This is a genomic window from Mesorhizobium sp. INR15 (assembly GCF_015500075.1).
GTDB lineage: Bacteria > Pseudomonadota > Alphaproteobacteria > Rhizobiales > Rhizobiaceae > Mesorhizobium.
Genome location: NZ_CP045496.1, coordinates 1364583 through 1388563 on the forward strand (window position 1 = coordinate 1364583; position 23981 = coordinate 1388563).

A 23981-nucleotide genomic window follows, 5' to 3' on the forward strand; every position below is an offset into this window, starting at 1 on the left:
GCTATAGGCTGTGCGGAAATTGTTGAGAGGCGGAAGCTGCCATGAAAACCCTTGGCCTGCTCGGTGGCATGAGCTGGGAATCGACTGCCATCTACTATCGGATGCTGAACGAGATCGTGCGCGAGCGGCTGGGCGGGTTGCATTCGGCCAAGCTGCTGTTGTGGTCGTTCGATTTCGCCGAGATTGCCGAGCGGCAGCATCACGGTGATTGGGACGGCGCCGGCGTGCTCCTTGCCGAGGCGGCGCGCAAGCTCGAGGCCGGCGGCGCCGAAGGCCTGCTGATCTGCACCAACACCATGCACAAGCTGGCCGACCAGGTGCAGGCAGCGGTGTCGATCCCCTTGATCCACATTGCCGACGCCACGGCCATCGCCGTCAAGCGCGCCGGCATGCAGCGGCCGGCGTTGCTGGCGACGCGCTTCACCATGGAGCAGGATTTCTACAAGGGCCGGCTTGCCGATAAATATGGCCTGCGGCCCGTGGTGCCCGATGGTGCTGGGCGCGACATGGTTCATCGCGTGATTTACGAGGAACTTTGCCAGGGCATCGTCTCGGATATCTCGAAGGCGGCCTACATCGCCGAGACCAATCGTCTGCGCGCGGAAGAGGCCGCCGACAGTGTCATCATGGGGTGCACCGAGATCACCATGCTGATCGGCCAGCAGGATTTCGACGTCCCGGTCTTCGACACGACGCGCATCCATGTCGAAGCCGCGGTCGAGTTCGCGCTGGGCGCATAGGTCTTCGGCCGAAAATCGCCAATGCTGTACTGGCGCATGCCTCGACCTTCGCTAGAATGCGCGGGATTTTCGAAGCAGGCTTTTTCGAGGGGACAAGATGGATTTTGCCTTTCCGTGGCCAATGAGCCAGGGCGAATGGGCGGCGTGGTCGAGTGCCGCCGTGACGCTGGTCTTTGGCCTGCTGATGTTTCTGGCGCCGCGCATCGGCTTCAAGATCATGCGGATTCAGGCGATCCCCGAAAAGCCGGAAGCGGTTGCCGAGGGCCGTGCCGCGATGGCCGGGTTCTATCTCGGCGTCGGCATCTGCTGCATCCTGCTTGCCCAGCCGCTGATCTATATGACGCTGGGCTTCTGCTGGCTGTTCTCCGCCTTCGGCCGTTTGCTGGCGATGATGTCGGATGGCGCCAACACGCCCTACAACTGGGTTTCCGTGGTAATCGAACTGGCGCTTGCGGGGCCGCCGCTCGCCTTTGCCTTTGGCTTTTTGCCTTGAATCCCAGCCTAATCCGGGACTTGCGATTGGACTCTGCCGCCGGATGCGACAATAGTGCCTGAAAACCATGCCGGACGATGCATTGCGGTCTTAAAATGCCTGTGCTAGACGGCAATCGACTTTCGGCCGGGGATAGCGGAAGCCGCGTCTCCGTGCTTGAAAAAATGCAGTAAGGTCAAAGATTTAGCCAGAGTTTTTGCTCGCGCCAACAATCTGCGGCCTGTCAGACAAGAGAAAAGACGGTCCGTGACCCAATCGTCATCGCCAATCTCAGGTGTCGCAGAACGCTATGCGGGTTCGCTGTTCGAACTCGCGCTGCAGGCAAATTCCGTCGCCAAGGTCGAAGCCGACCTCAACAGTTTCGAAGCGATGCTGGAAGGCAGCGCCGACCTGACCCGCCTGATCAACAGCCCGGTCTTCTCAAGCGAAGATCAGGCCAAGGCTATCGGCGCGATCGCCGACAAGGCCAAGATCACCGGGCTGACCGGCAATTTCCTGCGCGTCGTCGCCGGCAATCGCCGTCTGTTCGCCATTCCCGGCATGATCAGGGCGTTCCGCCAGATCGCAGCCGAACATCGTGGCGAGACCGCTGCTGAAGTGACGTCGGCTCACGAGCTGACCGCTGCCCAGCAGACCGAACTCAAGGCTGCGTTGAAAAGCGTTGCCGGCAAGGACGTGGCCATCACCGTCACCGTCGACCCGTCGCTGCTTGGCGGGCTGGTGGTCAAGATGGGCTCGCGCCAGATCGATACGTCGCTCAAAACCAAACTCAATTCGCTCAAGCTTGCACTGAAAGAGGTCGGCTGATGGACATCCGCGCCGCGGAAATTTCCGCAATTCTGAAAGACCAGATCAAGAATTTCGGCAAGGAGGCTGAAGTCTCCGAAGTCGGACAGGTTCTGTCCGTCGGCGACGGTATCGCCCGTGTCTATGGCCTCGACAATGTCCAGGCCGGCGAGATGGTCGAGTTCCCCGGCGGCATCCGCGGCATGGCGCTCAACCTCGAAGCCGACAATGTCGGTGTCGTCATCTTCGGCGCCGACCGCGACATCAAGGAAGGCGACATCGTCAAGCGCACCGGCGCCATCGTCGACGCGCCTGTCGGCATGGGCCTGCTCGGCCGCGTCGTCGACGCGCTCGGCAATCCTATCGACGGCAAGGGTCCGATCAAGGCGACCGAACGCAAGCGCGTCGACGTCAAGGCGCCCGGCATCATCCCGCGCAAATCGGTCAACGAGCCGATGTCGACGGGCCTCAAGGCCATCGACGCGCTGATCCCGGTCGGCCGCGGCCAGCGCGAGCTGGTCATCGGCGATCGTCAGACCGGCAAGACCGCCATCATTCTCGACACCATGCTCAACCAGAAGTCGGTGCACGACAATGGTCCCGAGAAGGAAAAGCTCTACTGCGTCTACGTCGCTGTCGGCCAGAAGCGCTCGACCGTCGCGCAGTTCGTCAAGGTTCTGGAAGAGCGCGGCGCGCTCGAATATTCGATCATCGTCGCCGCCACCGCTTCCGATCCGGCGCCGATGCAGTTCCTGGCGCCGTTCACGGCATGCACCATGGGCGAGTATTTCCGCGACAACGGCATGCACGCGCTGATCAGCTATGACGATCTGTCGAAGCAGGCGGTTGCCTATCGCCAGATGTCGCTGCTGCTGCGCCGCCCGCCGGGCCGCGAAGCTTACCCGGGCGACGTTTTCTACCTGCACTCGCGCCTGCTCGAGCGCGCCGCCAAGCTCAACGACGATCTGGGTGGTGGCTCGCTGACGGCCCTGCCGATCATCGAGACGCAGGCCAACGACGTTTCGGCCTATATTCCGACCAACGTGATCTCGATCACCGACGGACAGATCTTCCTCGAAACCAACCTGTTCTTCCAGGGCATCCGTCCGGCCGTCAACGTCGGCCTGTCGGTCAGCCGCGTCGGCTCCGCCGCGCAGATCAAGGCGATGAAGCAGGTTGCCGGCTCGATCAAGGGTGAGCTCGCGCAGTACCGCGAAATGGCGGCTTTCGCGCAGTTCGGCTCCGATCTTGACGCCGCCACGCAGCGCCTGCTGAACCGTGGTTCGCGCCTGACCGAACTTCTGAAGCAGCCGCAGTTCTCGCCGCTGAAGACCGAAGAGCAGGTCGCCGTGATCTTCGCCGGCGTCAACGGCTATCTAGACAAGCTGCCGGTCAACCAGGTCGGCAAGTTCGAGCATGGCCTGCTCAGCCACATGCGTGCGGCGGGCAAGGACGTTCTCGACGCCATCCGCAAGGAAAAGGCGCTGTCGGACGATCTGCGCGCCAAGTTGAAGGCCGAGATCGACGCCTTCGCCAAGACCTTCGCTTGAACGAAGCCGGACGACGGGATCAGGTTTGAAGCATGCCTTCGTTAAAAGACCTTCGTAACCGTATCGCCTCGGTCAAGGCGACGCAGAAGATCACCAAGGCGATGCAGATGGTCGCCGCGGCGAAGCTGCGCCGTGCGCAAGAGGCCGCGGAAGCAGCGCGCCCCTATTCCGAGCGCATGGGTTCGGTGCTGGCCAACATCACCCAGGCAATCGGCGGCGGTGGCGATGCCCCGGCGCTGATGACCGGTACCGGCAAGGACAACGTGCATCTGCTCGTCGTCTGCACCGCCGAGCGCGGCCTGTGTGGCGGCTTCAACTCGCAGATCGCCCGCCTTGCCCGCGATCACATCCGCAGGCTTCTGGCCGACGGCAAGCAGGTCAAGATCCTCTGCGTCGGCAAGAAGGGTTTCGATATCCTGCGCCGTGACTATGCATCGATGATCATCGATCGTATCGATCTGCGTGAGGTGAAGACCCTTCGCTTTGCCAATGCCGACGGTATCGCCAAGAAGGTCATCCACCTCTTCAGCGAGGGCGGCTTCGATATCTGCACTCTGTTCTACTCGCAGTTCAAATCGGTGATCAGCCAGATCCCGACCGCGCAGCAGATCATTCCGGCCGGTGTGGCTTCGGCTCCCGCCGACGCGACGGCCGGCGGCAACGCCGTCTATGAATACGAACCGGAGCCGGGCGAGATCCTCTCCGACCTCATTCCGCGCAACATCTCCGTGCAGGTTTTCCGGGCGCTGCTCGAAAACGCGGCCGGCGAAATGGGCGCCAAGATGAGCGCCATGGACAATGCGACGCGCAACGCCGGCGACATGATCAACAAGTTGTCGATCACCTACAACCGCCAGCGGCAAGCCCAGATTACCAAGGAACTGATCGAAATCATTTCGGGCGCCGAGGCGCTCTAGGCGCGATTCCCCAGGGGTCATCGACCCCGTCGGATCGTGTGAGAAACAAAAGGACGAAAAAGGGTAAAGACGATGGCGAAAGCAGCGACTCCCAAGACCGCAGCCCCCGCAAAGGCGGCAGCGCCGGCAAAGGCTCCGGCAGCAGCGAAGGCAGCTCCGGCCAAGAAGGCGGCAGCACCGGCCAAGGCCGCTCCGGCCAAGACATCTTCTGTCGCCGTCAAGGCGACAGGCGCTGTCGGCAAGGTTCGCCAGGTCATCGGCGCCGTTGTCGACGTGCAGTTCGGCGATCATCTGCCGGCGATTCTGAATGCGATCGAGACGACCAATGTCGGCAACCGCCTCGTGCTCGAGGTTGCCCAGCACCTCGGTGAAAACACCGTGCGCTGCATCGCCATGGACTCGACCGAAGGTCTGGTGCGCGGCCAGGTCGTCTATGATACCGGCGCGCCGATCACCGTGCCGGTCGGCCCGGGCATGCTCGGCCGCATCATCAACGTCATCGGCGAGCCGGTCGATGAGGAAGGCCCGGTCGACGGCATCGAAATGCGTTCCATCCATCAGCCGGCGCCATCCTATGTCGAGCAGTCGACGGAAGCGCAGATCCTGATCACCGGCATCAAGGTGCTCGACCTGCTGGCGCCTTACGCCAAGGGCGGCAAGATCGGCCTGTTCGGCGGTGCCGGCGTTGGCAAGACCGTCCTGATCCAGGAACTGATCAACAACATCGCCAAGGCGCATGGTGGCTATTCGGTGTTCGCCGGTGTCGGCGAACGCACCCGCGAAGGCAACGATCTCTATCACGAGTTCATCGAGTCCGGCGTCAACAAGAAGGGCGGCGGCGAGGGCTCCAAAGCAGCACTTGTCTATGGCCAGATGAACGAGCCGCCGGGCGCACGCGCCCGCGTCGGCCTGACCGGCCTGACGGTTGCCGAGTATTTCCGCGACCAGGGCCAGGACGTGCTGTTCTTCGTCGACAACATCTTCCGCTTCACCCAGGCGGGTTCGGAAGTGTCGGCTTTGCTCGGCCGTATCCCGTCGGCCGTGGGCTATCAGCCGACGCTGGCCACTGACATGGGCATGCTGCAGGAACGCATCACCACCACCACCAAGGGCTCGATCACGTCCGTGCAAGCCATCTACGTGCCGGCCGACGACTTGACCGATCCGGCGCCTGCAACCTCGTTCGCCCACCTTGACGCGACGACGACGCTCAACCGCGCCATCGCCGAAAAGGGCATCTACCCGGCCGTCGATCCGCTGGATTCGACCTCGCGCATGCTCGACCCGCTGGTTGTCGGTGACGAGCATTACGGTGTCGCCCGCCAGGTGCAGTCGATCCTCCAGCGCTACAAGTCGCTGCAGGACATCATCGCCATCCTGGGCATGGACGAGCTGTCGGAAGAGGACAAGCAGACGGTGGCGCGCGCCCGCAAGATAGAGCGCTTCCTGTCGCAGCCGTTCTTCGTCGCTGAAGTGTTCACCGGTGCGCCTGGCAAGCTGGTCGACCTCGCCGACACCATCAAGGGCTTCAAGGGCCTCTGCAACGGCGACTACGATCACCTTCCGGAAGCTGCCTTCTACATGGTCGGCGGCATCGAGGAAGCAGTCGAGAAGGCACAGCGCCTGGCGGCTGAAGCTGCTTGATAAGAGATAACGGACCCGAATACGCCTGAGGCGATCGGGTCCGTCTTAATGGGTTGAACGGGTAGAATAATGGCTGAAGCTTTCAAGTTCGAACTGGTTTCGCCGGAACGCCTGCTGGTTTCCGAGCAGGTCGAGTCGGTTGTCATTCCGGGTGCCGAAGGCGAGATGACCGTCATGGCCAACCATGCGCCGGTGATGACCACGATCAAGCCGGGCGTCGTCACGGTGAAGACCGCTTCTGGCGCTGAAGAGCGCTATGTGGTGTTCGGCGGCTTCGCCGACATCGTTCCGGCCGGCTGCACGCTGCTGGCGGAATCGGCGGTCGCTGTGAAGAACGTCGACCGCGCCGACCTTGCCCGCCGCATCCAGGAGGCCAAGGAAGATGCCGCCGACGCCAAGGACGATCAATCGCGCAGCAAGGCAGAGCAATTCCTTAGCCAGCTCACCACGCTGGAAGGCGCCATCCTGCCGGCTTGAAGCCTAATTCAGATGACGGAATGAAAAGCGGGGCCTTGCCTCGCTTTTTTCGTTGGGAAGCCCGGCTTTACTTGCTTGTGGTAGGCGTACGGACCGCCAACGAAGTAAAATCGCGCTCGATATGGTGGACGGATACGAAGTCCTGGCTATTCAATTCCAGGTCCATTGCCATCTATGCCGAGCGCGGCGAAGGCCAGGGTTGGACCGTCGCGTCGCAGATGGACGAGATGGACAGCCACGAGTTCAATCAGCGTCTGGCGTTCGGCATGATCCCTGGCGAAGCCGGCGAGGTCGAATACCGCCGTTACCGTTTCATTCGCGGGGAGATGCTGGCTCAAAAGCGCCGTCAGGGCCGAGTCGAGCGGATCGGTGAAATGGCCTTCAGGCAAGGTCTTGCCGCGTGCCGCGCAGGCGGCGATCCAGGCGGCAACCACCAACGTGAGATGGACCAGCTCCGTGCCAGCTTCGAGGCATTCCAAGGCGGAAGCCACGATACGCTGCGGCAGTTTCTGGCTGCCGTCGTTGGCGATCTGAGCCGTGCGGTGGGCGAGAGCGGTGTTTGAAAAACGCTCCGCGAGTTCGGACGTATAGGCATTCGTGTCGAGCCCGGCGTCCTCGGGTAGCGTGGAGGCGGCTTCCGCCCATAGCGCATCGACAAAGCTTCTGATCGCCGGGTCGGCGAAGGCGTGGTCGACCGTCGCATGGCCGCTGAGCAGGCCGAGATAGGCGATCGCCGAATGCGAACCGTTGAGGAGCCGCAGCTTCATGTCCTCGAACGGCCCGACGTCGTCGACCATCGTGACGCCGAACTTCTCCCAGGCCGGCCGTCCGCTCGGAAAGCGGTCTTCGATCACCCATTGGCTGAATGGCTCGGTCATGACAGGCCAGGCGTCCTCGACACCAAGCTGGCCGGTGATCCGCGCCCTGTCGGCATCAGTGGTCGCGGGCACGATGCGGTCGACCATGCTTGAGGGGAACGCCACTTCTTCGGCGATGTGGCGGGCGAGGCTGGCATCGCGCAAAGTGGCGAATTCCACCAGCAGCCGGTGCAACGTCGCGCCGTTGGAGGGGAGGTTATCGCAGCACAGAACAGTGAAAGGTGGGACGCCGGCGCTGCGGCGTCGGGCGAGCGCCTCGGTCAAGAAACCATGCGCGGTCCTCGGCGTGTCGGGCTTCGCCAAATCGTGGACAATGTCGGGATGGGCGGCATCCAGCCCACCGCCCGCCGCACGCAGATAGGCCTTCTCGGTGATCGTCAGCGTGACGATGCGAGTGCGTGGGTCGGCCAGTGCGGAAAGCACGGCATCCGGGCTTTCCGGTGCCACCAGCATCGACAGGATCGAGCCGATAACGCCAAGCTTCTCCTCGCCGCTGCTTCGGATCGCCAACGTGTAGAGCCCGTCTTGCGGCGCCAGTGCGTCGCGGGTGTCGGCGCTGCGCAGCGAGACACCGACTATGCCCCAGCCGGTCTCGCCGGCCGCGAGGCAGTCGTCGATATAGGCGGCCTGATGGGCACGGTGGAAGGCGCCGACGCCGAGATGGACAATGCCTGGCGTGACAGCGGCGCGGTCATAGCGCGGGGTTGCGACTTGCTCCGGCAAGGACCGCAGCATCTTGTCGGACAAAGAACCCGCGGTCATGGCGCCAAACAGGCAGAAAGGTTCAGGTCGTGTGGCATGGAGATGTCCCGGCGCTGCTTATCGCAAGCGGCGTAACACCTGTTTCCCGCTGCCGCAAGGATGCCTGTTTCGTCGGCCACGTTGACACCGCATCCGCCCGGCCGTACCGATGTCGAGCGTGGAAGGAGCCGCCTTTTCCATGGTCGCACTCACCGATCCGGACCTGCTTTTCCCACCCGAGGCATCTTCTCGCTCCCTTGCCCGTGACCTTTATGCCGGCGTCAAGGATTTGCCCATCGTCAGCCCGCATGGCCACACCGATCCGCGCTGGTATGCGTTGAACGATCCCTTTCCTGATCCATCGCAACTGCTGATCGTGCCGGACCACTACATTTTCCGCATGCTTTTCAGCCAAGGCATCCGCCTGGAGGACCTCGGCGTTCAGACCCTTCATGGGTCGTCCGTGGAGAGCGACGGCAGGGTGATCTGGCGGCGTTTCGCCGAGAACTATTTCCTCTTTCGCGGCACGCCGACCCGGCTGTGGTTCGACCATGTGCTTGCGCATCTGTTCGGCATCGACGAGCCTCTCGACGCGGCATCGGCGGATCGGCACTACGATACGATCGCGGCGCTCCTGCAGCGCGACGACTACCGCCCGCGTGCCCTTTTTGAGCGCTTCAACATTGAGGTGATCGCGACGACCGAAGGTGCGCTCGACGATCTCCAATGGCACAAGATGATCCGCGACAGCGGCTGGCCGGGCCGCGTCATCACCGCCTATCGGCCGGATGCGGTGGTCGATCCGGATTTCGAAGGGTTTGCGGCCAATCTCGACCAGCTTGGCGACATCACCGGTTGCGATACCGGCAATTGGGCCGGCTATCTCGACGCCCATCGCCAGCGCCGTGCGTTTTTCAAGAGTTTCGGCGCGACGTCATCCGATCATGGACACCCGACGGCGGAGACCGCCAATCTTACGGCGGCGGCGGCCGAGGAGCTGTTCAGCCGCATTCGCCAAGGCACGGATGACGAGCGCGAGAAACGGCTGTTCCGCGCCCAGATGCTGACCGAGATGGCCAAGATGAGCCTCGACGACGGCCTTGTCCTGCAAATCCATCCGGGGTCGCTGCGCAATCACTCGCCCTCTGTCTTCGCGAAATTCGGCAGGGACAAGGGCTTCGATATCCCGACCAAAACGGATTATGTGACAGCCCTGAAGCCGCTGCTCGACTGTGTGGGGCTGGAGCGTGACTTGACGGTCATTCTCTTCACGCTCGACGAAACCAGCTATGCGCGCGAGCTGGCGCCGCTCGCCGGCGTCTATCCAGCGCTGAAACTCGGGCCGGCATGGTGGTTCCACGACAGCCCTGAAGGCATGCGCCGGTTTCGGGAGATGACGACGGAAACGGCCGGTTTCTACAACACGGTCGGCTTCAACGACGACACCCGTGCCTTTCCGTCGATCCCGGCCCGTCACGACGTGGCGCGCCGGGTTGACTGCGCCTTCCTGGCACGGCTCGTCGCCGAGCATCGGCTTGGCGAAGGCGAAGCGCATGAGCTTGCACGGGAACTGGCCTATACGCTGGCGAAGAAGGCATACCGGCTCTGAGCCCGAGATGGGCCGATTGCGCGCTGAGGAGTTGGCAATGACCGGAACAAAACTATTCGCGCATGCCGGCGAGGCCGCATGGTCACCGACACCGGATGGCAATAGGCGGCGTGTTCTCTTGCATACCGATGAATTGATGATGGTCGAATTCGGTTTCGACAAGGGCGGTGTCGGCGCGCTGCATTCGCATCCGCATGTCCAGGCAAGTTATGTCGCCGAAGGTCGCTTCGAAGTGACCATCGGCGGCCGCACCGAGACACTGGGAACGGGCGGCAGCTTCATCGTTCCATCTAACCTTGTGCATGGCGTCAAGGCGCTGGAGGCAGGGCGGCTGGTCGACAGCTTTACGCCGCATCGCGCCGATTTCTTGACGGCGTAAACGCCAAACCCTTCTGCAACGAAAAGCCCGCGTCTCCGGAGAGGCGCGGGCTTGTTGCCTGGGCGCTTGCGCGCCGCGGTACTACAGACATGGCCGCAGAATGCGAAGCCTGCCAGATCATGGTGAAGATAGGTTTAACGTGATGCGCCCGCATGGTCTCGACGACCCGTGGCGAGCAAGCGATGCGTGGCCTCAAGAATGGCCTCGGCCGGCGTGTCGGCGATATCGCCAAACCGCCCCCGCCTTGGCGCCATGACCACCTCGACCGTGTTCGACAGCGGCCGCCAGCGCTCGATGCGCGTCGTTGCGGACGTAGAAAATCAGCAGGCCTGCGGTTGATTCCATGGCCAAGGCGCAATCCACCAGCCGCGCGACGACAGCGGTCGGGCGTGAGAATGGACGGTCCCGATCGAAGGCGTCTGGTCCGGCTGCCACACCGTGGATACTGAAGCCGACACGCCAGGTCAAAGCGGGCTTCGGCGTGACGGTGGATCGCGAAAAAGGGTCGAAACGGGGAGAAGGCGATCGGCGGGTTCAGCAAGGTCTGGCCTCGGCGCGGCTGATGGCTTAGTGACCTTGGCAACATCCGCGCGGCGGTGGATGGTATTGGAGACGACGCTTGAACACAGACCGGCAAGCCACAGACCAACTTGCCGGGCAGGTGGATAGCGTCCGCCAGCACAATCCGCCGGTCTTGGCCGCGATCGTGGATTTCGCATGATGCGGAATTCGGCGGCGGGCATCTCGGCGGATGGGCGCGACGCCAGGCGGCGTGTCCTGAAGGATGTGTTCGGCTTCGACGATTTTCGCCCTGGCCAGGATGCGGTGATCCAGGCGCTGCTGGCCGGGCGCCACGTGCTGGCGGTGATGCCGACCGGCGCCGGCAAGTCGCTGTGCTACCAGGTTCCGGCGCTGGTCCTGGGCGGGCTCACCGTCGTCGTCTCACCGCTGGTGGCGCTGATGCAGGACCAGGTCTCCGCACTGCGTCTCGCTGGCGTGGCCGCCGACACGATCAACTCCTCGATCGACCGTGATGCCAATGTCGCCGCATGGCGCCGCGTCGCGGCCGGGCAGACGCGGCTGCTCTATCTCGCGCCGGAGCGGCTGATGACCGAGCGGATGCTCGATGCACTTTCCAGGCTCGACGTCAGCCTGATCGCCATCGACGAAGCGCATTGCATCTCGCAATGGGGACCGGCGTTCCGGCGCGAATACGAGGACCTGTCGCGGCTGCGCGGCATCTTTCCGGATGTGCCCATCATCGCGCTGACAGCAACGGCGGACGAGGGAACGCGGGCCGACATCGACGCGCGGCTGTTCGCCGGCGACGCCGAGACGCTGGTGCTGGGTTTCGACCGGCCGAACATCAAACTTGCCATCGAACCCAAGCAGGACAGCAAGCGCCAGCTGCTGGACTTCGTAAAGCGCCACGCCGGCTCAAGCGGCATCGTCTATTGCCTGTCGCGCAAGAAGACGGAGGAGATCGCGGCGTTCCTCAACAAGAACGGCATCACCGCGCTCGCCTATCATGCCGGCATGAGCAAGGAGGCGCGCGACGCCAACCAGAACAGCTTCATGACCCTGTCCGGCGTGGTGATGGTGGCAACCATCGCCTTCGGCATGGGCATCGACAAGCCCGATGTCGCCTATGTCTTCCACACCGACCTGCCGGGCAGCCTAGAAGCCTATTATCAGGAAATCGGGCGTGCCGGCCGTGATGGGCGGCCAGCCGAGGCGCATATGCTGTTTGGCCTTGGTGATATCCGCATGCGCCGGATGTTCATCGACGACGAGGACACGGCGGCGGAGCACAAAAGGCGATCGCATGGCCGGCTCAACACCTTGATCGGCTATTGCGAGGCGGCGCAGTGCCGCCGTCAGATCCTGCTCGGCTATTTCGGTGAAAGTGCCGCTCCTTGCGGCAATTGCGACAACTGCCTCGACACCGCGCCGCGCGCCGATGGCGGCGCGGAGGCGCGCATCATCCTGGCGGCGGTCGCTGAAACCGGCGAGCGCTTTGGTGCGGCCCATGTCATCGATGTTCTGCGTGGCCATGAAACCGAGAAGATCCTGGCCAGGGGTCACCACAGGCTTGCGAGTTTCGGCACCGGAATGGCGCACAAGAAGGAGCTCCTGATGTCGCTGATCCGTCAGCTTGTCGCGGGCGGTTTCCTGATGCCGGATCCCGAGGGTCATGGCGGTCTGGCCATAGCGGAAGCCGGCCATGCGCTCAGCCGGGGCGACGTGCCGTTCCATTATCGCGTTGAGGCGCCGCGCGGCAAGACGCGCCGCGGCGAGGGACAAGCCGTGGTTTTGGAAGGTCATGAGGCTTCGCTGCTGGCCACGCTGAAGACCGTGCGGCTGCGCCTGGCCAAGGAGCGCCAGGTGCCGGCCTATGTGATCTTCTCCGACCGGACGCTGATCGACATGGCCGAGCGGGCGCCACGCGACCTCGACGCCTTCGCCGAGGTCAACGGCGTCGGCGCCGCCAAGCTGAAGGATTTCGGCCGCGTCTTTCTCCGTGCGATCGCGGAGCACGGGGCATCGGGCTCAGCCTGATATCGGTCAGCTTATGCGCTTGAGCAGGCCGAACATCCGCTCGAACATCTTGCCGTAGGGCGGCCGCAACAGCCCGCTGCCGCTTAGCCTGGACTGCAGGAAAACCGGCTTCTCCTTGCTGAAGGTACGAAAACCCCATTCGCCGTGATAGGCGCCCATACCGCTGGCGCCGACGCCGCCGAAGGGCTGCCGCTCCTGCACCAGATGCAGCATGCAGTCGTTGATGGTGACGCCGCCGGAGATGGTCTCGCGCAGGATGCGCTGGCGATTGCCGCGATCCTGCCCGAACCAGTAGAGCGCCAGCGGCCGGTCCGCCCGGTTGACATGGTCGATGGCATCGTCGATCCCGGCATATTCGAGGATCGGCAGCACGGGTCCGAAAATCTCTTCGCGCATCAGCCGCAGGTTCGGGCTGGCGTTGCGGACCAGGGTTGGAAGCAGCTTGCGGCTGTTGCTGCCGAAGGCTTCGTTGGCCGGATTGATCTCGGTGACATCGGCGCCGGAATCGCCGGCCTCGGTGATCATGTCGCGCAGGCGCTGGTAGTGCCGATCGCTGACGATGGCCGTGTAATCGGGGTTGTCGCGCAAGGTCGGATAAAGCCGCGCCACGGCGGCTACGAGTTTTGCCGCGACGGTCTCGGCCTGGCCTTTCGGCACCAGCAGATAGTCCGGCGCGATGCAGGTCTGGCCGGCATTCAGGAGCTTGCCATAGGCGATGCTGGACGCGGCGGCGTCAACGTCGGCGGAAGCATCGAGGATCGCCGGCGACTTGCCGCCGAGTTCGAGCGTGACCGGGGTGAGGTTGGCGGCAGCCGCCAGCGCCACCTGGCGGCCAACGGCGGTCGAGCCGGTGAACAGCAGATGATCGAACGGCATCGACACGAATGTCTTTCCAACCTCCGCGTCGCCGTTGATGACACTGAGTTCGTCCGCAGCGAAATGCTCGGCGACGAGTTTTGCCAGCAGCGCGGAGAAGGCGGGCGTCAGTTCGGACGGCTTGACCAGCACGCGGTTGCCGGCGGCAAGGGCAGCCGTGACCGGCGCGATGGCGAGCTGGAATGGATAGTTCCAGGGTGACACGACGCCAACCACGCCGAGCGGCTGCGGGACAAGTCGGTTCTTCCCCGGCAGGAACGGCAGGCTGGTGGCGACGCGGCGCTCACGCATCCATCCCGCCACATGCGCCAGTGCGTGGTGGATGCCGGCGCGCACGACGAACAGTTCGGCAAGCCGTGTCTCATGCGCGGAGCGGCCGCCGAAATCGGCATCGATCGCCGCGCAGATGTCAGCTTCATGCCGTTCGGTCAGCGCCAGCAGGCGTTTGAGACGATCCTTTCGGACATCGAGATTTGGGAAAGGCTGCGTCTCGAAGGCCGCACGCTGCAAGCTGAACCGCTCGCTGAGAGCATCCTGTCTGACCTGCAGCATTGCGTCCTCCCGTGTCGTATGGGGCAAGCTTACATCGCAGTGCGCCAGGGAACCAGCGGCGCGCCACTACCGCAGGGGAAGGTGCTTGGTGGGAATTGCCCTCGGCTCAAAGCAAACGTATTCCTTCTAGGGCTGTCGACATTTGACCGCAGGGCGTTGGCAAGCAACGGCGCCTCGGGCGGAGCCGGATAGTGCTGGAGACGAAGCTTGAACGAAAGCCGGCAAGGTATCATCGCAAGGCGATACGGACCTGTTGTGACCCCGGACATGCTGCCCGGCGATGACGGGGCCAACATCAACGGCGCATCGCTGGTCAAGGTGCCTGACTGGGTGCCGGGCAGGCTCGGCCGCTACTATCTCTATTTCGCCCACCATACCGGCACTTACATTCGCATGGCGTATGCGGATTCCGTACAAGGGCCGTGGCGGATTCACCCCGGCGGGGTTCTGTCACTCGGCCAGTGTCCGTTTCTCGAAGGGCATATTGCGTCTCCCGATGTCCATATCGATCAGCAGAATCGCCGCCTTGTGATGTATTTTCACGGCCCGACACAAAGCGGGCAAGGCCAGACCACGTTTGCCGCGACGTCCGTGAACGGCCTGCATTTCGAGCCCCGTTCCGAAGCACTCGGACCCTCCTACGCGCGGGTCTTTTGGCATGACGGCTGGTGGTATGGGCTTTTCGGGACGATCACGATTTCCGTCAGCCGCTCGAGGGATGGCTTATCAGGGTTCATCAAGGGACCTGTCGTGCTGCCGCCGTTGCGTGGGCATATTTCTCCACGACATCTTGCCGTCCAGAAATGCGGCCATCTGCTGAGGGTCTATTACACGCGCCGGGGCGACGCGCCCGAGCGTATCCTTCACGGCACGATCGATCTTGCCGGGGATTGGCTGACGTGGAAGGTGCAGGGCCAAACCGAACTGCTGCGGCCCCTGACGAATTTCGAGGGAGCGGACCTGCCTGTCACCCGCAGCAGGAACGGCCTGGCACCGGGCAGGGAGAACGCATTGCGGGATCCTGCTGTCTTCGAGGAAGACGCCCGGACATGGTTGTTCTATGCGGTTGCCGGCGAGAGCGGCATTGCCTTGGCTGAAATCCGTTCAACTGAAGCCGAGATCGAGCGACGCCCTGCTCTGACAGCCCATTCCAGGCGATTGCTTCGGCGTCTTCGCCGAATTGTGTCGCGCGGCTTCAAGGGTGGAATGAAGCCTCAAACGCGAATCTTCATAGCGGGGTGCGCGCGCAGCGGCACCACGCTGACCAAGAGTTTGATGTCGTGTTTCGACGATACCTATGTCCACGGCGATGAAGCCCGGTACCAGCTCTTCGACGGGCTGGAGCGCCGCCGGGAAGCCAGTCTTGTCGTCAAGCGCACCGTAGGGTGCCACGCGGAGTTGGCGGACCTCCCGGCTTCCGTCAAACTGATCTATTGCGTGCGGCACCCTTTCGACGTGCTGACCAGTTCTCATCCGGACACGGTTGGCGTGCGCCGCTTTCACGTCACCACCGAGCGCTGGGAGGCGGAGTATGATGGGCTGATGCGGCTGCGCAGGGTTCAACCGGAGAGGAACATCCTCATCTTGCGTTACGAAGACCTGATCGCGGAGCCGGACGCTGCCCAGCGCAACATTGCCGGCCTGTGCGGCCTTTCATCGAGGCTCCGTTTCAGCGAAGACCCGAACAATCCGATTCGGACGACGTCACTGAGAAAATGGGAAAGCAACGAGGCGTTCCGGACCTATCTCAATGGCCTACCGCCCGAATTTCTCGCCCGCGTTGAACGCTTCTGCAAAGAATTCGGCTATGCGCTGCCCGAGTGATCCGGTCAGTAGGGTATCGCCGCGAAAGGCCGATGGCGGAGAGGGAGCCCGCCTTTTTCCGTAAGCTGTTGAAACTGCTAGTGCTTTAACCTTGCTATTTGCCATATTTTCCGTATTTTCCACACCTCGGTTATGGCAACGGGAATCGACATGGCACGCAACAAACTTTCCGAGACACGGATTCGAACCCTGCCGATCGGCATCCACAGCGATGGCGACGGGCTATTCCTGCGCGTCCGGAAAGAGGGCAGTCGCCAGTGGTTCTTCATCTTCCGGCGCGGCGATAAGCGCCAGGAACTTGGTCTTGGTGGCTACGGCCAAGGCACTGCGCCTGTATCGCTGGCGCTGGCACGAGAGAAGGCGGAGGCTATCCGACAACGCCTTGCTCGCGGCGAAGACCTTGGTGGCCGCAAGACCTTCGTGGAGGTCATGGACGATGTGCTTGTTGTGAAGGAGGCGTCGTTCAAGAATGCGAAACATAAAGCGCAATGGGTTATGACGCTTCAGAATTACGCGAAGCCCCTCCACAAGAAGTCGATCCACGAGATCACCCGCGACGATGTGGTCGAGACGCTGAAGCCGATCTGGACGACGATCCCGGAAACTGCTGACCGCCTGCGGATGCGCATTGCCGCCGTCATCGACCACGCGAAGGCGAGGGGACTTTATGTTGGCGATAATCCAGCCGACTGGCGCGGAGGCCTGAAGGAACTGCTGCCAGCCAGGACGACCAAGCAGAAGCACCACGCCGCAGTAGGGTACAAGGATTTACCTGCCGTGATCCGACGCCTACGGGCGGCCCGCGGTGTTTCTGCGCGTGCTGTGGAGTTCGCTGCTTTGACCGCAGCCCGGTCTGGCGAAGTGCGAGGCGCGGTGTGGGACGAGATCGATCTGGATGCAGCAATGTGGACTGTTCCGGCCGAGCGCATGAAGGCAGCACGAGATCACGAGGTGCCGCTTTCTGATCGTGCCCTGATGGTCTTGCGCGCGCGAAAGCAAGAGGCCACAGGGCAGCTTGTCTTTGAAGGCGGCAAGGAAGGCGCGCCGATCAGCGACACGGCGATGGTGAAAGCCCTCCGTGCCGCTGGTGCGGGTGATGCGACGTTGCATGGGCTGCGGTCGAGCTTCCGCGACTGGGCAGGCGATAAGACGGACTATCCGCGCGACGTTGCGGAGGCTGCGCTGGCACACGTGATCAAGGACAAAACCGAAGCGGCTTACCGCCGGGGCACAGCTTTGGATAAGCGGCGGTCTATGATGTCGGACTGGGCGACCTTTTTGGCGGCGATCGGGAGTTGACACACCCCCCTAGCCATAACCCTTAATAGAAATGGGAGTTGCCACAGAACGCATTTTTCACATTGACACACCCCCAACATTTTCCACTCCCTAATACCGCAGGCAATTAAGTATCGCGATGGAGGTAGATTTGACACCGAGCAACGACAACGCACCACGATTGATGGCGCCGAAAGACGCGGCGCTGGCAACCAGCTTGAGCCGACCGCTTCTGACCTTAATGGCGGCTGCCGGCGAATTTCCGAAAGCCGTCCGACTTGGCGAGCGCCGCATTGCCTATGTGCGGGCGGAAGTCGAGGCGTGGATAGATTCACGCATCGCGGCGAGGGCGGCGTGACCCCCGTTTCCTTCTCCTATGGCGCCCTGGAACCAGATCTCGCCAAGCATATGCGCCGTGCGCGGATGCGCATTCTGACTCGGCTGAAGCGGACGACGTCCGATATGCTCGAAACAGGGCGCGACCTGGCAACCATTCGGGCCGCGGTGAGCGGAAGTGTCTTCGGATTATGGGTCGTCTCGGAGTGCGGCATAACATCGAGGACTGCGCAATTGTTCATGCGCGCGTCAGAAGTTTTTGGGGAGCGTTGCGAAATAATTTCGCAAATTCCACCCACGTCGGTGATGAAACTGGCGGCTCCGAATGTGCCTGACAACGTTCGCGAGATGCTTGTTAATCGACTGACATCAGGCGACCGCTTGCGCAACCGCGATATCGACGAAGCGGTGAGAGAAGCGCGTCCAGCAAAGCCAACGTGTGACAGCGAGTGGAACGCAGCGCGGGAAGTTGCTGCAGCCATGGCATCCGTGCGGCGCAAAGCCAAATTCTCGACAAATTTTAAGACCGAAGACGACGAACTTTTACTCGCTGATTTTTACGCGGCATGGGGAGCACTTCCGAGTTACCTGCGGTCACAGGCATTGAGAGATATCGACGCTTCCGATCACTTGGAGGAGGTTCTGTCTTGACTAATGTTAAGTATGGATCTGAAGAACCGGATCATTTTCTGATTCTTGAAAGATTGCCGGCCGTAGTTCGGCGTTATCTAGCCAATGCTGATTATAACTGGTCCACGAAACCCTTACTTGAAATCTATGAAGCAACAGGGTCGGCCGCTGCCGTTATAGCTAGAATTCGATTGTCTGATACTGAAGAACATTATCATGTGGCCCGGAGAGAACGGCGGAAGGTGTTTGACTGCCGCGGCCGAATGGTCTCATGGAGAATTTGATTCTAATTTATTGGGTAATTAGTACATTTATTAGAAAATTATACTAACAATAGCCAAATCGTCGCAAGTCAGCCGAATCCAATCCCGCCCGCGGCCAGCCGGCAAGCGCAACCCAAGCGTCGATAGCTGCGGGCGGATCCACCACAACAGCACCGGATCCAACCGGGCGCCACACACCTGACCACGAAACGGGAATTATCAAATTGAGAATCTTCAACATTAGACCTGCGCCTCCGGGCGTGGATGGGCGAGCCATTGCCCATTACGACGCCGAGATATCTCCCCACGTCCGCCTTTGCGGCCTCCGCCTGGTCGAGTCAGGCGGGAGATACTTGACCTATTCCGCCAACAACCACGGCAAGCCGACTGCCACCTTCAGCCGGGAATTTGCCATTGAACTGTCGCGCGCCGCAAGCGTCGCACTTCGCGAGGGAATCGCCACACATGACCATCATCAATCTTAAAGCCGCAGCCACCGCCCTTGGCGGCGACGCCTACAGCAGCAACCGTATCTTATGTCCTGGCCCCGGTCACGGCAGGAATGACCGCTCACTGAGCGTTACCTTCACGACCGATGGATTTGTCTGCAATTCCTTCGCCGGCGACGATTGGAAGGAATGCCGCGACCATGTGAAGGCTAAGCTCGGCCTGTCCGACGACAGGGCGGCACCTGCCAATCAGAACTTTGCACCCGACCACTCCACCATTGTTGACGAGGCCCGGCGCGTTGACATCGCTGCCCGCATTTGGGCGGAGACCATACCGCTGCCGGGCACATTAGCAGAGACCTACCTGAACAGCCGCGGGCTATCCTATGACGGTGAGGAGCTTCGGTTCCATCCCGGCCGGCGCATGATGGTCGCGATGATGACGGATGCCGTCACAGGCGAACCCTGCGGCGTTCATAGGACGTTTCTTGACACGAATGGCAAGAAGCTCGACCGCAAGATGCTAGGCCGCGCACGCGGCGCAGTAGTGAGGCTATCATCCGACGAGGATGTCACCACCGGCCTTGCGATTGCCGAGGGTATTGAGACGGCGCTGGCTGTGCCGTTCCGCCCTGTGTGGGCCTGCCTGTCGGCTGGAGCCATGTCAGCGTTCCCCGTACTTGCGGGCATAGAGGCTCTGACTATCTTTGCGGATAATGATGCGAGCGGAACAGGCATTGCGGCCGCGCACGAATGCGGTCGCAGGTGGCATGCGGCAGGCAGGGAGATCACAGTCGCCGAGCCTGTGGATGCCGGCGTGGACTTTGCAGATGTCGTTGGGGAGGCTGCTTAATGGCTCCCCTTCCGATGCTGCGAACCAGAACCACAACCGTCCAGCCCGGCGAAGCTTACCCTCCAATAGACATTGTCGCCGACAACGATAATTCCTCGCTGATCACCGCTACCGAATGGCAATGGATTGACCCTAAGACCATACCGCCCCGCCAGTGGGTTTATGGCCGCCACTACATCCGGAAGTACGTCAGCGTCACCGTGTCGCCAGGTGGCCTAGGCAAGACTGCCAAGGCCATAGTGGAAGCACTTTCGATGGTGACTGGCCGGGAGTTGCTAGGTGAGCATGTTCACGAGCGTGCGCGCGTCTGGCTGCTGAACGAAGATCCTCGGGAGGAATTAGACCGACGAATTGCGGCGGCATGCAAATATTACGAAATTCGACCCAGTGAGATCGCCGGGCGACTGTTCGTAAATTCGTTTCGTGATCAGGAGTTCATCACTGCCAAGCAGACCAAAGGTGAGGCGGTCATCATGGCGCCATTCCGGGATGGCCTAGAGGCGGAGATTCGACGGAAGGGAATCGACGTCATGATTGTCGACCCATTCGTATCAACGCATGCCGTTGTCGAGAATGACAATATGGCAATTGACCTTGTCATCAAACAGTTCTGGGCGCCCGTTATTGAGCGGACTGGCATTGCGGCCGAGCTTATCCACCATTCTAAAAAGCTTGGTGGCAACGAGGTGAACGCTGAATCCGCTCGCGGAGCTGGGTCTCTTATAGGTGCGGCTCGATCGGCGATTGCACTCAATGGCATGACCGTCGAAGAGGCCAACAAGGCCAATGTCGACAGTCGCCACGTTCACTTTCGCGCCACTGATGCGAAGGCCAACATGGCTCCGAAGTCGGAACAATCGCGATGGTACAAGATTGAGAGCGTCGACTTGGCGAACGCGACTCTTGAAAGGCCTGCCTCGGACCATGTCGGCGTAGTGACCTCATGGCACTGGCCGGATGCCATGCAAGGCATGACGGCCGCCGACCTGCTTGCGGTTCAGAAGGCGGTGAATGCTGGATCATGGAAGGATTCTTCCCAGGCCGCCAATTGGGTAGGACGCGCGGTCGCAGATGCTTTACGGCTCGATATCGATGAGGACCGCACTAAAGAACGCATCAAGCAGATGCTCAAGAAATGGAAGGAAAGCGGCGCCCTTAAAGTCGAGCACAAGGAGGATGAAAGCCGGAAAGTCCGTCCTTTTGTGGTCGTCGGCGAATGGGCATTCCAACCTAGCGACGACTGAATTGCACCACTTTGCGCCACCTTGCTCCACCTTTGCGCCACCTAAAATGACGAGGTGGCAAGCCATTGAAATCATTGCTTTTGCGCCACTGCGCCACTTGCTCCACCCACCCTTATAGGGTGGAGCAGGTGGAGGTGGCAGCAATGATAGTGAAGTGGAGCAGGTGCGCACATTGAACCGCCCTAACCAACACCGATCAAGGACAACCACCATGCACATTGAAACCCGCAGCATCGCCCTCACGACGCCAATCACGGCCATTCATCCCGACACGGGCAAGCCGTGCGAAGTTGTTGGCGTGGACGAAAGCAGCCTGCATCCGAAGCTCATCATTCTGGTGACTGGCACTGATGGCACCCATGCAGAGACCATCGATTGGGTCAAGAACGAATCCCCTTGGCATCCACGGCGTGCGAGCGCGTGAGGAAGCAGCATGACATCCACCGCACCCGCCGACAGCAACCGACCCTATCGAGGCCGGCGCATGAGTTGGGCGGAGTTGTATCAACTGCGGCCAGACTTGCGGCCAGCGAACGACAACGACGATCAGCCGAACATCATATTGCACCGCACAACGACCTATGGTGCAGTGCGGTAGGGGGTATGTTGCGTTGCAACATGGTTCGAACAACGGACCGGCGGTGGCCAATCGCGCACAGAATTCCAATTGAAAATATGGGGGTCACCCGTTGCCGAGACCACTTATACCCATCGAAAAAGCTAGGCTGACTGGCTACAGCCTGGTGCACAAGGAGCGCTTTCGAACGGGCAGCAACCATCCACCAGCGCACTCCTACCCCATTGGCTATCCACCCCATTGGCTCACTACTGAGGCACAGGAAGCGTGGCACGAGATGACGGACACGATGCCTTGGTTGAACCGAACACATCGTGGCATCACGTCGATCGCGGCGCTGCTGTCCGGCAAGATGGCGCGCGACGAACTAGGTACCAGCGGCATGAACTTGCTGCGGCTCTGCCTCGGCTCGATGGGTGCGACACCGTCTGATTTCCGACGCATCAACTGGACGCCGCCTGCGATCGAGGATGATGACCTGTAAGGGGGCCGTCAGATCGCGACAGGGCGCCAACCAAAGGACCGGTGCCATCCCGCAGATATAACGCTAATACAGAAATTCCTCGCGCGTGCGCAAGCGCGCGAGGGATATGCGGCTCTCCCCGTTCGGGTTGGGTGACCGAAGCCACGCCAACAAATCATTGACGGTGCAAAGCGAGCCGCCTTTTATATGCCGTACACAGGAAAAATCCTTTGGAAATCGCTATATGTAAACATAGGGACACTTTCAATGCGCATCGAGCGGCGCCGGCTGGAATAAATTGGCCTTCAGCACTATATTTAGTGTTTGCGGGTAGGTTCGACGCTAGATAGCACCACGCCTCGATTGAGGCCAGCCCGCCGGCAATGCCGGCATACATAGAAAACCAGCCTGGCGGCTGGAAATCTGGGGAGCTTCCAAAATGGCCATTTTCAACCGCGTCGCGGCGATTTCGCGCGGCCATCAACTTTATACGTCACCCAAGACCTTGAAGGATTTCGCCGCCGCTCATGCGGCAAATGACAACTACGACTCCCGTGGGAAGCCGTGCACGTGGCCCACTGAGCCGGGCAATTGGCTCACGTCGAAGAGCATCCGGAGAGCCAAGGTTGACATAGAAGAACCAGCGGATTGGGCCGTGTGGATTGGCGCGCGATTGGCGGCGGCCAACGACAACGCACCCACACGGCCAGTTGCGCGGCAAGAAAATGATGGCCCTGACGCCGACTATCGTGCGCGGCAGGCCAACCCTGGCGCGACGAGGGAGTACGAGGGCGACATTCTCTCGCGGCTTGTTGACGAACAAGATTTCGAGGCGGCATTCGTTTTGCGGGCGGTTGGCCAGTTGATGACGCCGACCGGCATGGCCGCTACGAATGACAATTTCGCTGACGACGCCGATGTTGAGATGGGAGACGGCTTCGGACTTGACTATGCCATCGATGAGCCGAGCGCGGAATCTGTGATTGATGAGTATGACCAAATCGGCAAAATATCGGGTGGACATCTAAAATTTCGCCAGCGGTCCGGTGCTGGCGGCTGCTCACTCACTGCGGTGCAACGGAAGGATGCGCGGGACGGCATGCCTGCCGTACGGTATTTGGCGCTTCGGGGCGTGGCGGAACTACCAGCGCAGGAGTTCGTCTCCGACGGGGAAACGCCGTGGTGGCGCTCCCACGCCCCGAAGAATGCTGCTGCCTTAGCCGACCTCGCCGCAGCCTGCGAGCGGACTGAGCGTAACGGGTGGAGCCGAGTAACATGGACGCGGTACGCCCCAATGGGGGCGAGAGTCTACGGAGACTTGAGCGTTTTCTGTACGGCCAAGGGAGGCGGCGATTGCGGTGCCACAGCGCCAGAGCACAGCGTTGTTCAAGAGATTCGTAGAAGCGATGCGGAGAAAGCCTTGCGGGAACGCCTTTCCGCCCGGACACTTCGATTGATTGAAGCAGCTATCGCGCGCAACACGTACACAGAGATTGCCAGTGCAGAAAGCATGTCTCGCAACGGCGTGAAGAAGGCCATGAAGTCAGCGCTTAAGGAAGCATGGGCAGCACTTACCAGAATTACCGGTGAAAAAATGCCAGAGCTAAAAGAAAAACTAGCAGCTTAGTGCCGTTTTCAGCCTTCCCGTTACGGTAGAGATAGGAAGCATTGCTTCCACTCTTTGCGCACATCTGTTCCCCAGATTAGATGTGCCCGCCGCTCACGTCGCCAGCCGTGGCGGCACCTATTCCAGTTCCATCGCCGCGCTCGTCGCAGGTGATGGCGTGTCGGGCAGCGCCGACAATAGACGCGCGGTTCTCGCTGCCCGAGGCCGCGCGTCACCCCTTTCTCAACCCTAACTCT

The 23981-nt window shown here is 61.4% G+C and carries 22 protein-coding genes; 20 read left to right on the forward strand and 2 right to left on the reverse strand.

The window, feature by feature from the left end; genetic code table 11:
- Positions 1–41 precede the first annotated feature (41 nt).
- The 7 genes from GA829_RS06495 (at position 42) to GA829_RS06525 (ending at position 6607) form a co-directional block, all read left to right on the forward strand.
- Positions 42–740 carry an aspartate/glutamate racemase family protein gene (locus tag GA829_RS06495; protein ID WP_195177721.1) on the forward strand — a complete coding sequence of 233 codons (699 nt, stop codon included), beginning with the start codon at positions 42–44 and terminating at the stop codon, positions 738–740.
- A gap of 97 nt (positions 741–837) precedes the next feature.
- Positions 838–1233: an AGROH133_08824 family phage infection protein gene (locus tag GA829_RS06500; protein ID WP_195177722.1), complete on the forward strand. Its 396-nt coding sequence runs from the start codon at positions 838–840 to the stop codon at positions 1231–1233.
- Between the two features lie 246 nt (positions 1234–1479).
- A complete protein-coding gene (locus GA829_RS06505; RefSeq protein ID WP_195177723.1) occupies positions 1480–2040 on the forward strand; it encodes a F0F1 ATP synthase subunit delta in 561 nt (186 codons plus the stop codon).
- Positions 2040–3569: a F0F1 ATP synthase subunit alpha gene (gene atpA / locus GA829_RS06510; protein ID WP_195177724.1), complete on the forward strand. Its 1530-nt coding sequence runs from the start codon at positions 2040–2042 to the stop codon at positions 3567–3569. Before GA829_RS06505 ends, atpA begins: the two co-directional genes overlap by 1 nt.
- A 32-nt stretch (positions 3570–3601) precedes the next feature.
- Positions 3602–4486, forward strand: coding sequence for a F0F1 ATP synthase subunit gamma (locus tag GA829_RS06515; RefSeq protein ID WP_195177725.1), 885 nt, complete (start codon positions 3602–3604; stop codon positions 4484–4486).
- A 72-nt stretch (positions 4487–4558) separates the two neighbouring features.
- On the forward strand, positions 4559–6130 hold the full coding sequence (gene atpD, locus GA829_RS06520) for a F0F1 ATP synthase subunit beta (RefSeq protein WP_195177726.1): 1572 nt from the start codon (positions 4559–4561) through the stop codon (positions 6128–6130).
- A 69-nt stretch (positions 6131–6199) separates the two neighbouring features.
- Positions 6200–6607: a F0F1 ATP synthase subunit epsilon gene (locus GA829_RS06525; protein ID WP_195177727.1), complete on the forward strand. Its 408-nt coding sequence runs from the start codon at positions 6200–6202 to the stop codon at positions 6605–6607.
- Between the two features lie 146 nt (positions 6608–6753).
- Here GA829_RS06525 and GA829_RS06530 read toward each other — a convergent pair whose 3' ends face one another.
- On the reverse strand, positions 6754–8247 hold the full coding sequence (locus GA829_RS06530; protein WP_195177728.1) for a mannitol dehydrogenase family protein: 1494 nt from the start codon (positions 8245–8247) through the stop codon (positions 6754–6756).
- A gap of 178 nt (positions 8248–8425) precedes the next feature.
- Here GA829_RS06530 and uxaC point away from each other — a divergent pair, with 178 nt between their 5' ends.
- From uxaC to recQ, 3 genes are all read left to right on the forward strand, one after another.
- The gene (uxaC, locus tag GA829_RS06535; RefSeq protein WP_195177729.1) at positions 8426–9835 is read left to right on the forward strand and encodes a glucuronate isomerase; all 1410 of its coding nucleotides are present in this window, start codon (positions 8426–8428) and stop codon (positions 9833–9835) included.
- Between the two features lie 37 nt (positions 9836–9872).
- Positions 9873–10214, forward strand: a complete 342-nt coding sequence (locus GA829_RS06540; RefSeq protein ID WP_195177730.1) for a cupin domain-containing protein — start codon at positions 9873–9875, stop codon at positions 10212–10214.
- A gap of 720 nt (positions 10215–10934) precedes the next feature.
- The gene (recQ, locus tag GA829_RS06545; RefSeq protein WP_195179543.1) at positions 10935–12773 is read left to right on the forward strand and encodes a DNA helicase RecQ; all 1839 of its coding nucleotides are present in this window, start codon (positions 10935–10937) and stop codon (positions 12771–12773) included.
- Positions 12774–12779: 6 nt separating this feature from the next.
- On the opposite strand, the gene GA829_RS06550 is transcribed toward recQ, so the two are convergent.
- Positions 12780–14201, reverse strand: coding sequence for a coniferyl aldehyde dehydrogenase (locus GA829_RS06550; RefSeq protein ID WP_195177731.1), 1422 nt, complete (start codon positions 14199–14201; stop codon positions 12780–12782).
- A gap of 207 nt (positions 14202–14408) precedes the next feature.
- Here GA829_RS06550 and GA829_RS36570 point away from each other — a divergent pair, with 207 nt between their 5' ends.
- From GA829_RS36570 to GA829_RS06595, 10 genes are all read left to right on the forward strand, one after another.
- On the forward strand, positions 14409–16025 hold the full coding sequence (locus tag GA829_RS36570) for a sulfotransferase (protein WP_258052183.1): 1617 nt from the start codon (positions 14409–14411) through the stop codon (positions 16023–16025).
- 150 nt (positions 16026–16175) lie between these two features.
- Positions 16176–17324 (forward strand): tyrosine-type recombinase/integrase, encoded by a 1149-nt coding sequence (locus GA829_RS06560; protein ID WP_195177732.1) that lies wholly within the window; start codon positions 16176–16178, stop codon positions 17322–17324.
- A 130-nt stretch (positions 17325–17454) separates the two neighbouring features.
- Entirely contained in the window at positions 17455–17661 is a 207-nt protein-coding gene (locus GA829_RS06565) for a helix-turn-helix transcriptional regulator (RefSeq protein ID WP_258052185.1), read from the forward strand.
- The gene (locus tag GA829_RS06570) at positions 17658–18290 is read left to right on the forward strand and encodes a hypothetical protein (protein ID WP_195177734.1); all 633 of its coding nucleotides are present in this window, start codon (positions 17658–17660) and stop codon (positions 18288–18290) included. The genes GA829_RS06565 and GA829_RS06570 overlap by 4 nt, the downstream gene beginning before the upstream one ends.
- Positions 18291–18885: 595 nt before the next feature.
- On the forward strand, positions 18886–19017 hold the full coding sequence (locus tag GA829_RS36575) for a hypothetical protein (RefSeq protein ID WP_258052187.1): 132 nt from the start codon (positions 18886–18888) through the stop codon (positions 19015–19017).
- The gene (locus GA829_RS06575) at positions 18998–19834 is read left to right on the forward strand and encodes a DUF7146 domain-containing protein (RefSeq protein ID WP_195177735.1); all 837 of its coding nucleotides are present in this window, start codon (positions 18998–19000) and stop codon (positions 19832–19834) included. Before GA829_RS36575 ends, GA829_RS06575 begins: the two co-directional genes overlap by 20 nt.
- Positions 19834–21078 carry an AAA family ATPase gene (locus GA829_RS06580; RefSeq protein ID WP_258052188.1) on the forward strand — a complete coding sequence of 415 codons (1245 nt, stop codon included), beginning with the start codon at positions 19834–19836 and terminating at the stop codon, positions 21076–21078. The genes GA829_RS06575 and GA829_RS06580 overlap by 1 nt, the downstream gene beginning before the upstream one ends.
- 211 nt (positions 21079–21289) lie before the next feature.
- Positions 21290–21502, forward strand: a complete 213-nt coding sequence (locus GA829_RS06585; protein ID WP_195177736.1) for a hypothetical protein — start codon at positions 21290–21292, stop codon at positions 21500–21502.
- 451 nt (positions 21503–21953) lie between these two features.
- Positions 21954–22139, forward strand: a complete 186-nt coding sequence (locus tag GA829_RS06590) for a type 2 periplasmic-binding domain-containing protein (RefSeq protein ID WP_195177737.1) — start codon at positions 21954–21956, stop codon at positions 22137–22139.
- 418 nt (positions 22140–22557) lie between these two features.
- Positions 22558–23745, forward strand: a complete 1188-nt coding sequence (locus GA829_RS06595) for a sigma-70 family RNA polymerase sigma factor (RefSeq protein WP_195177738.1) — start codon at positions 22558–22560, stop codon at positions 23743–23745.
- The last annotated feature ends 236 nt before the right edge of the window (positions 23746–23981 follow it).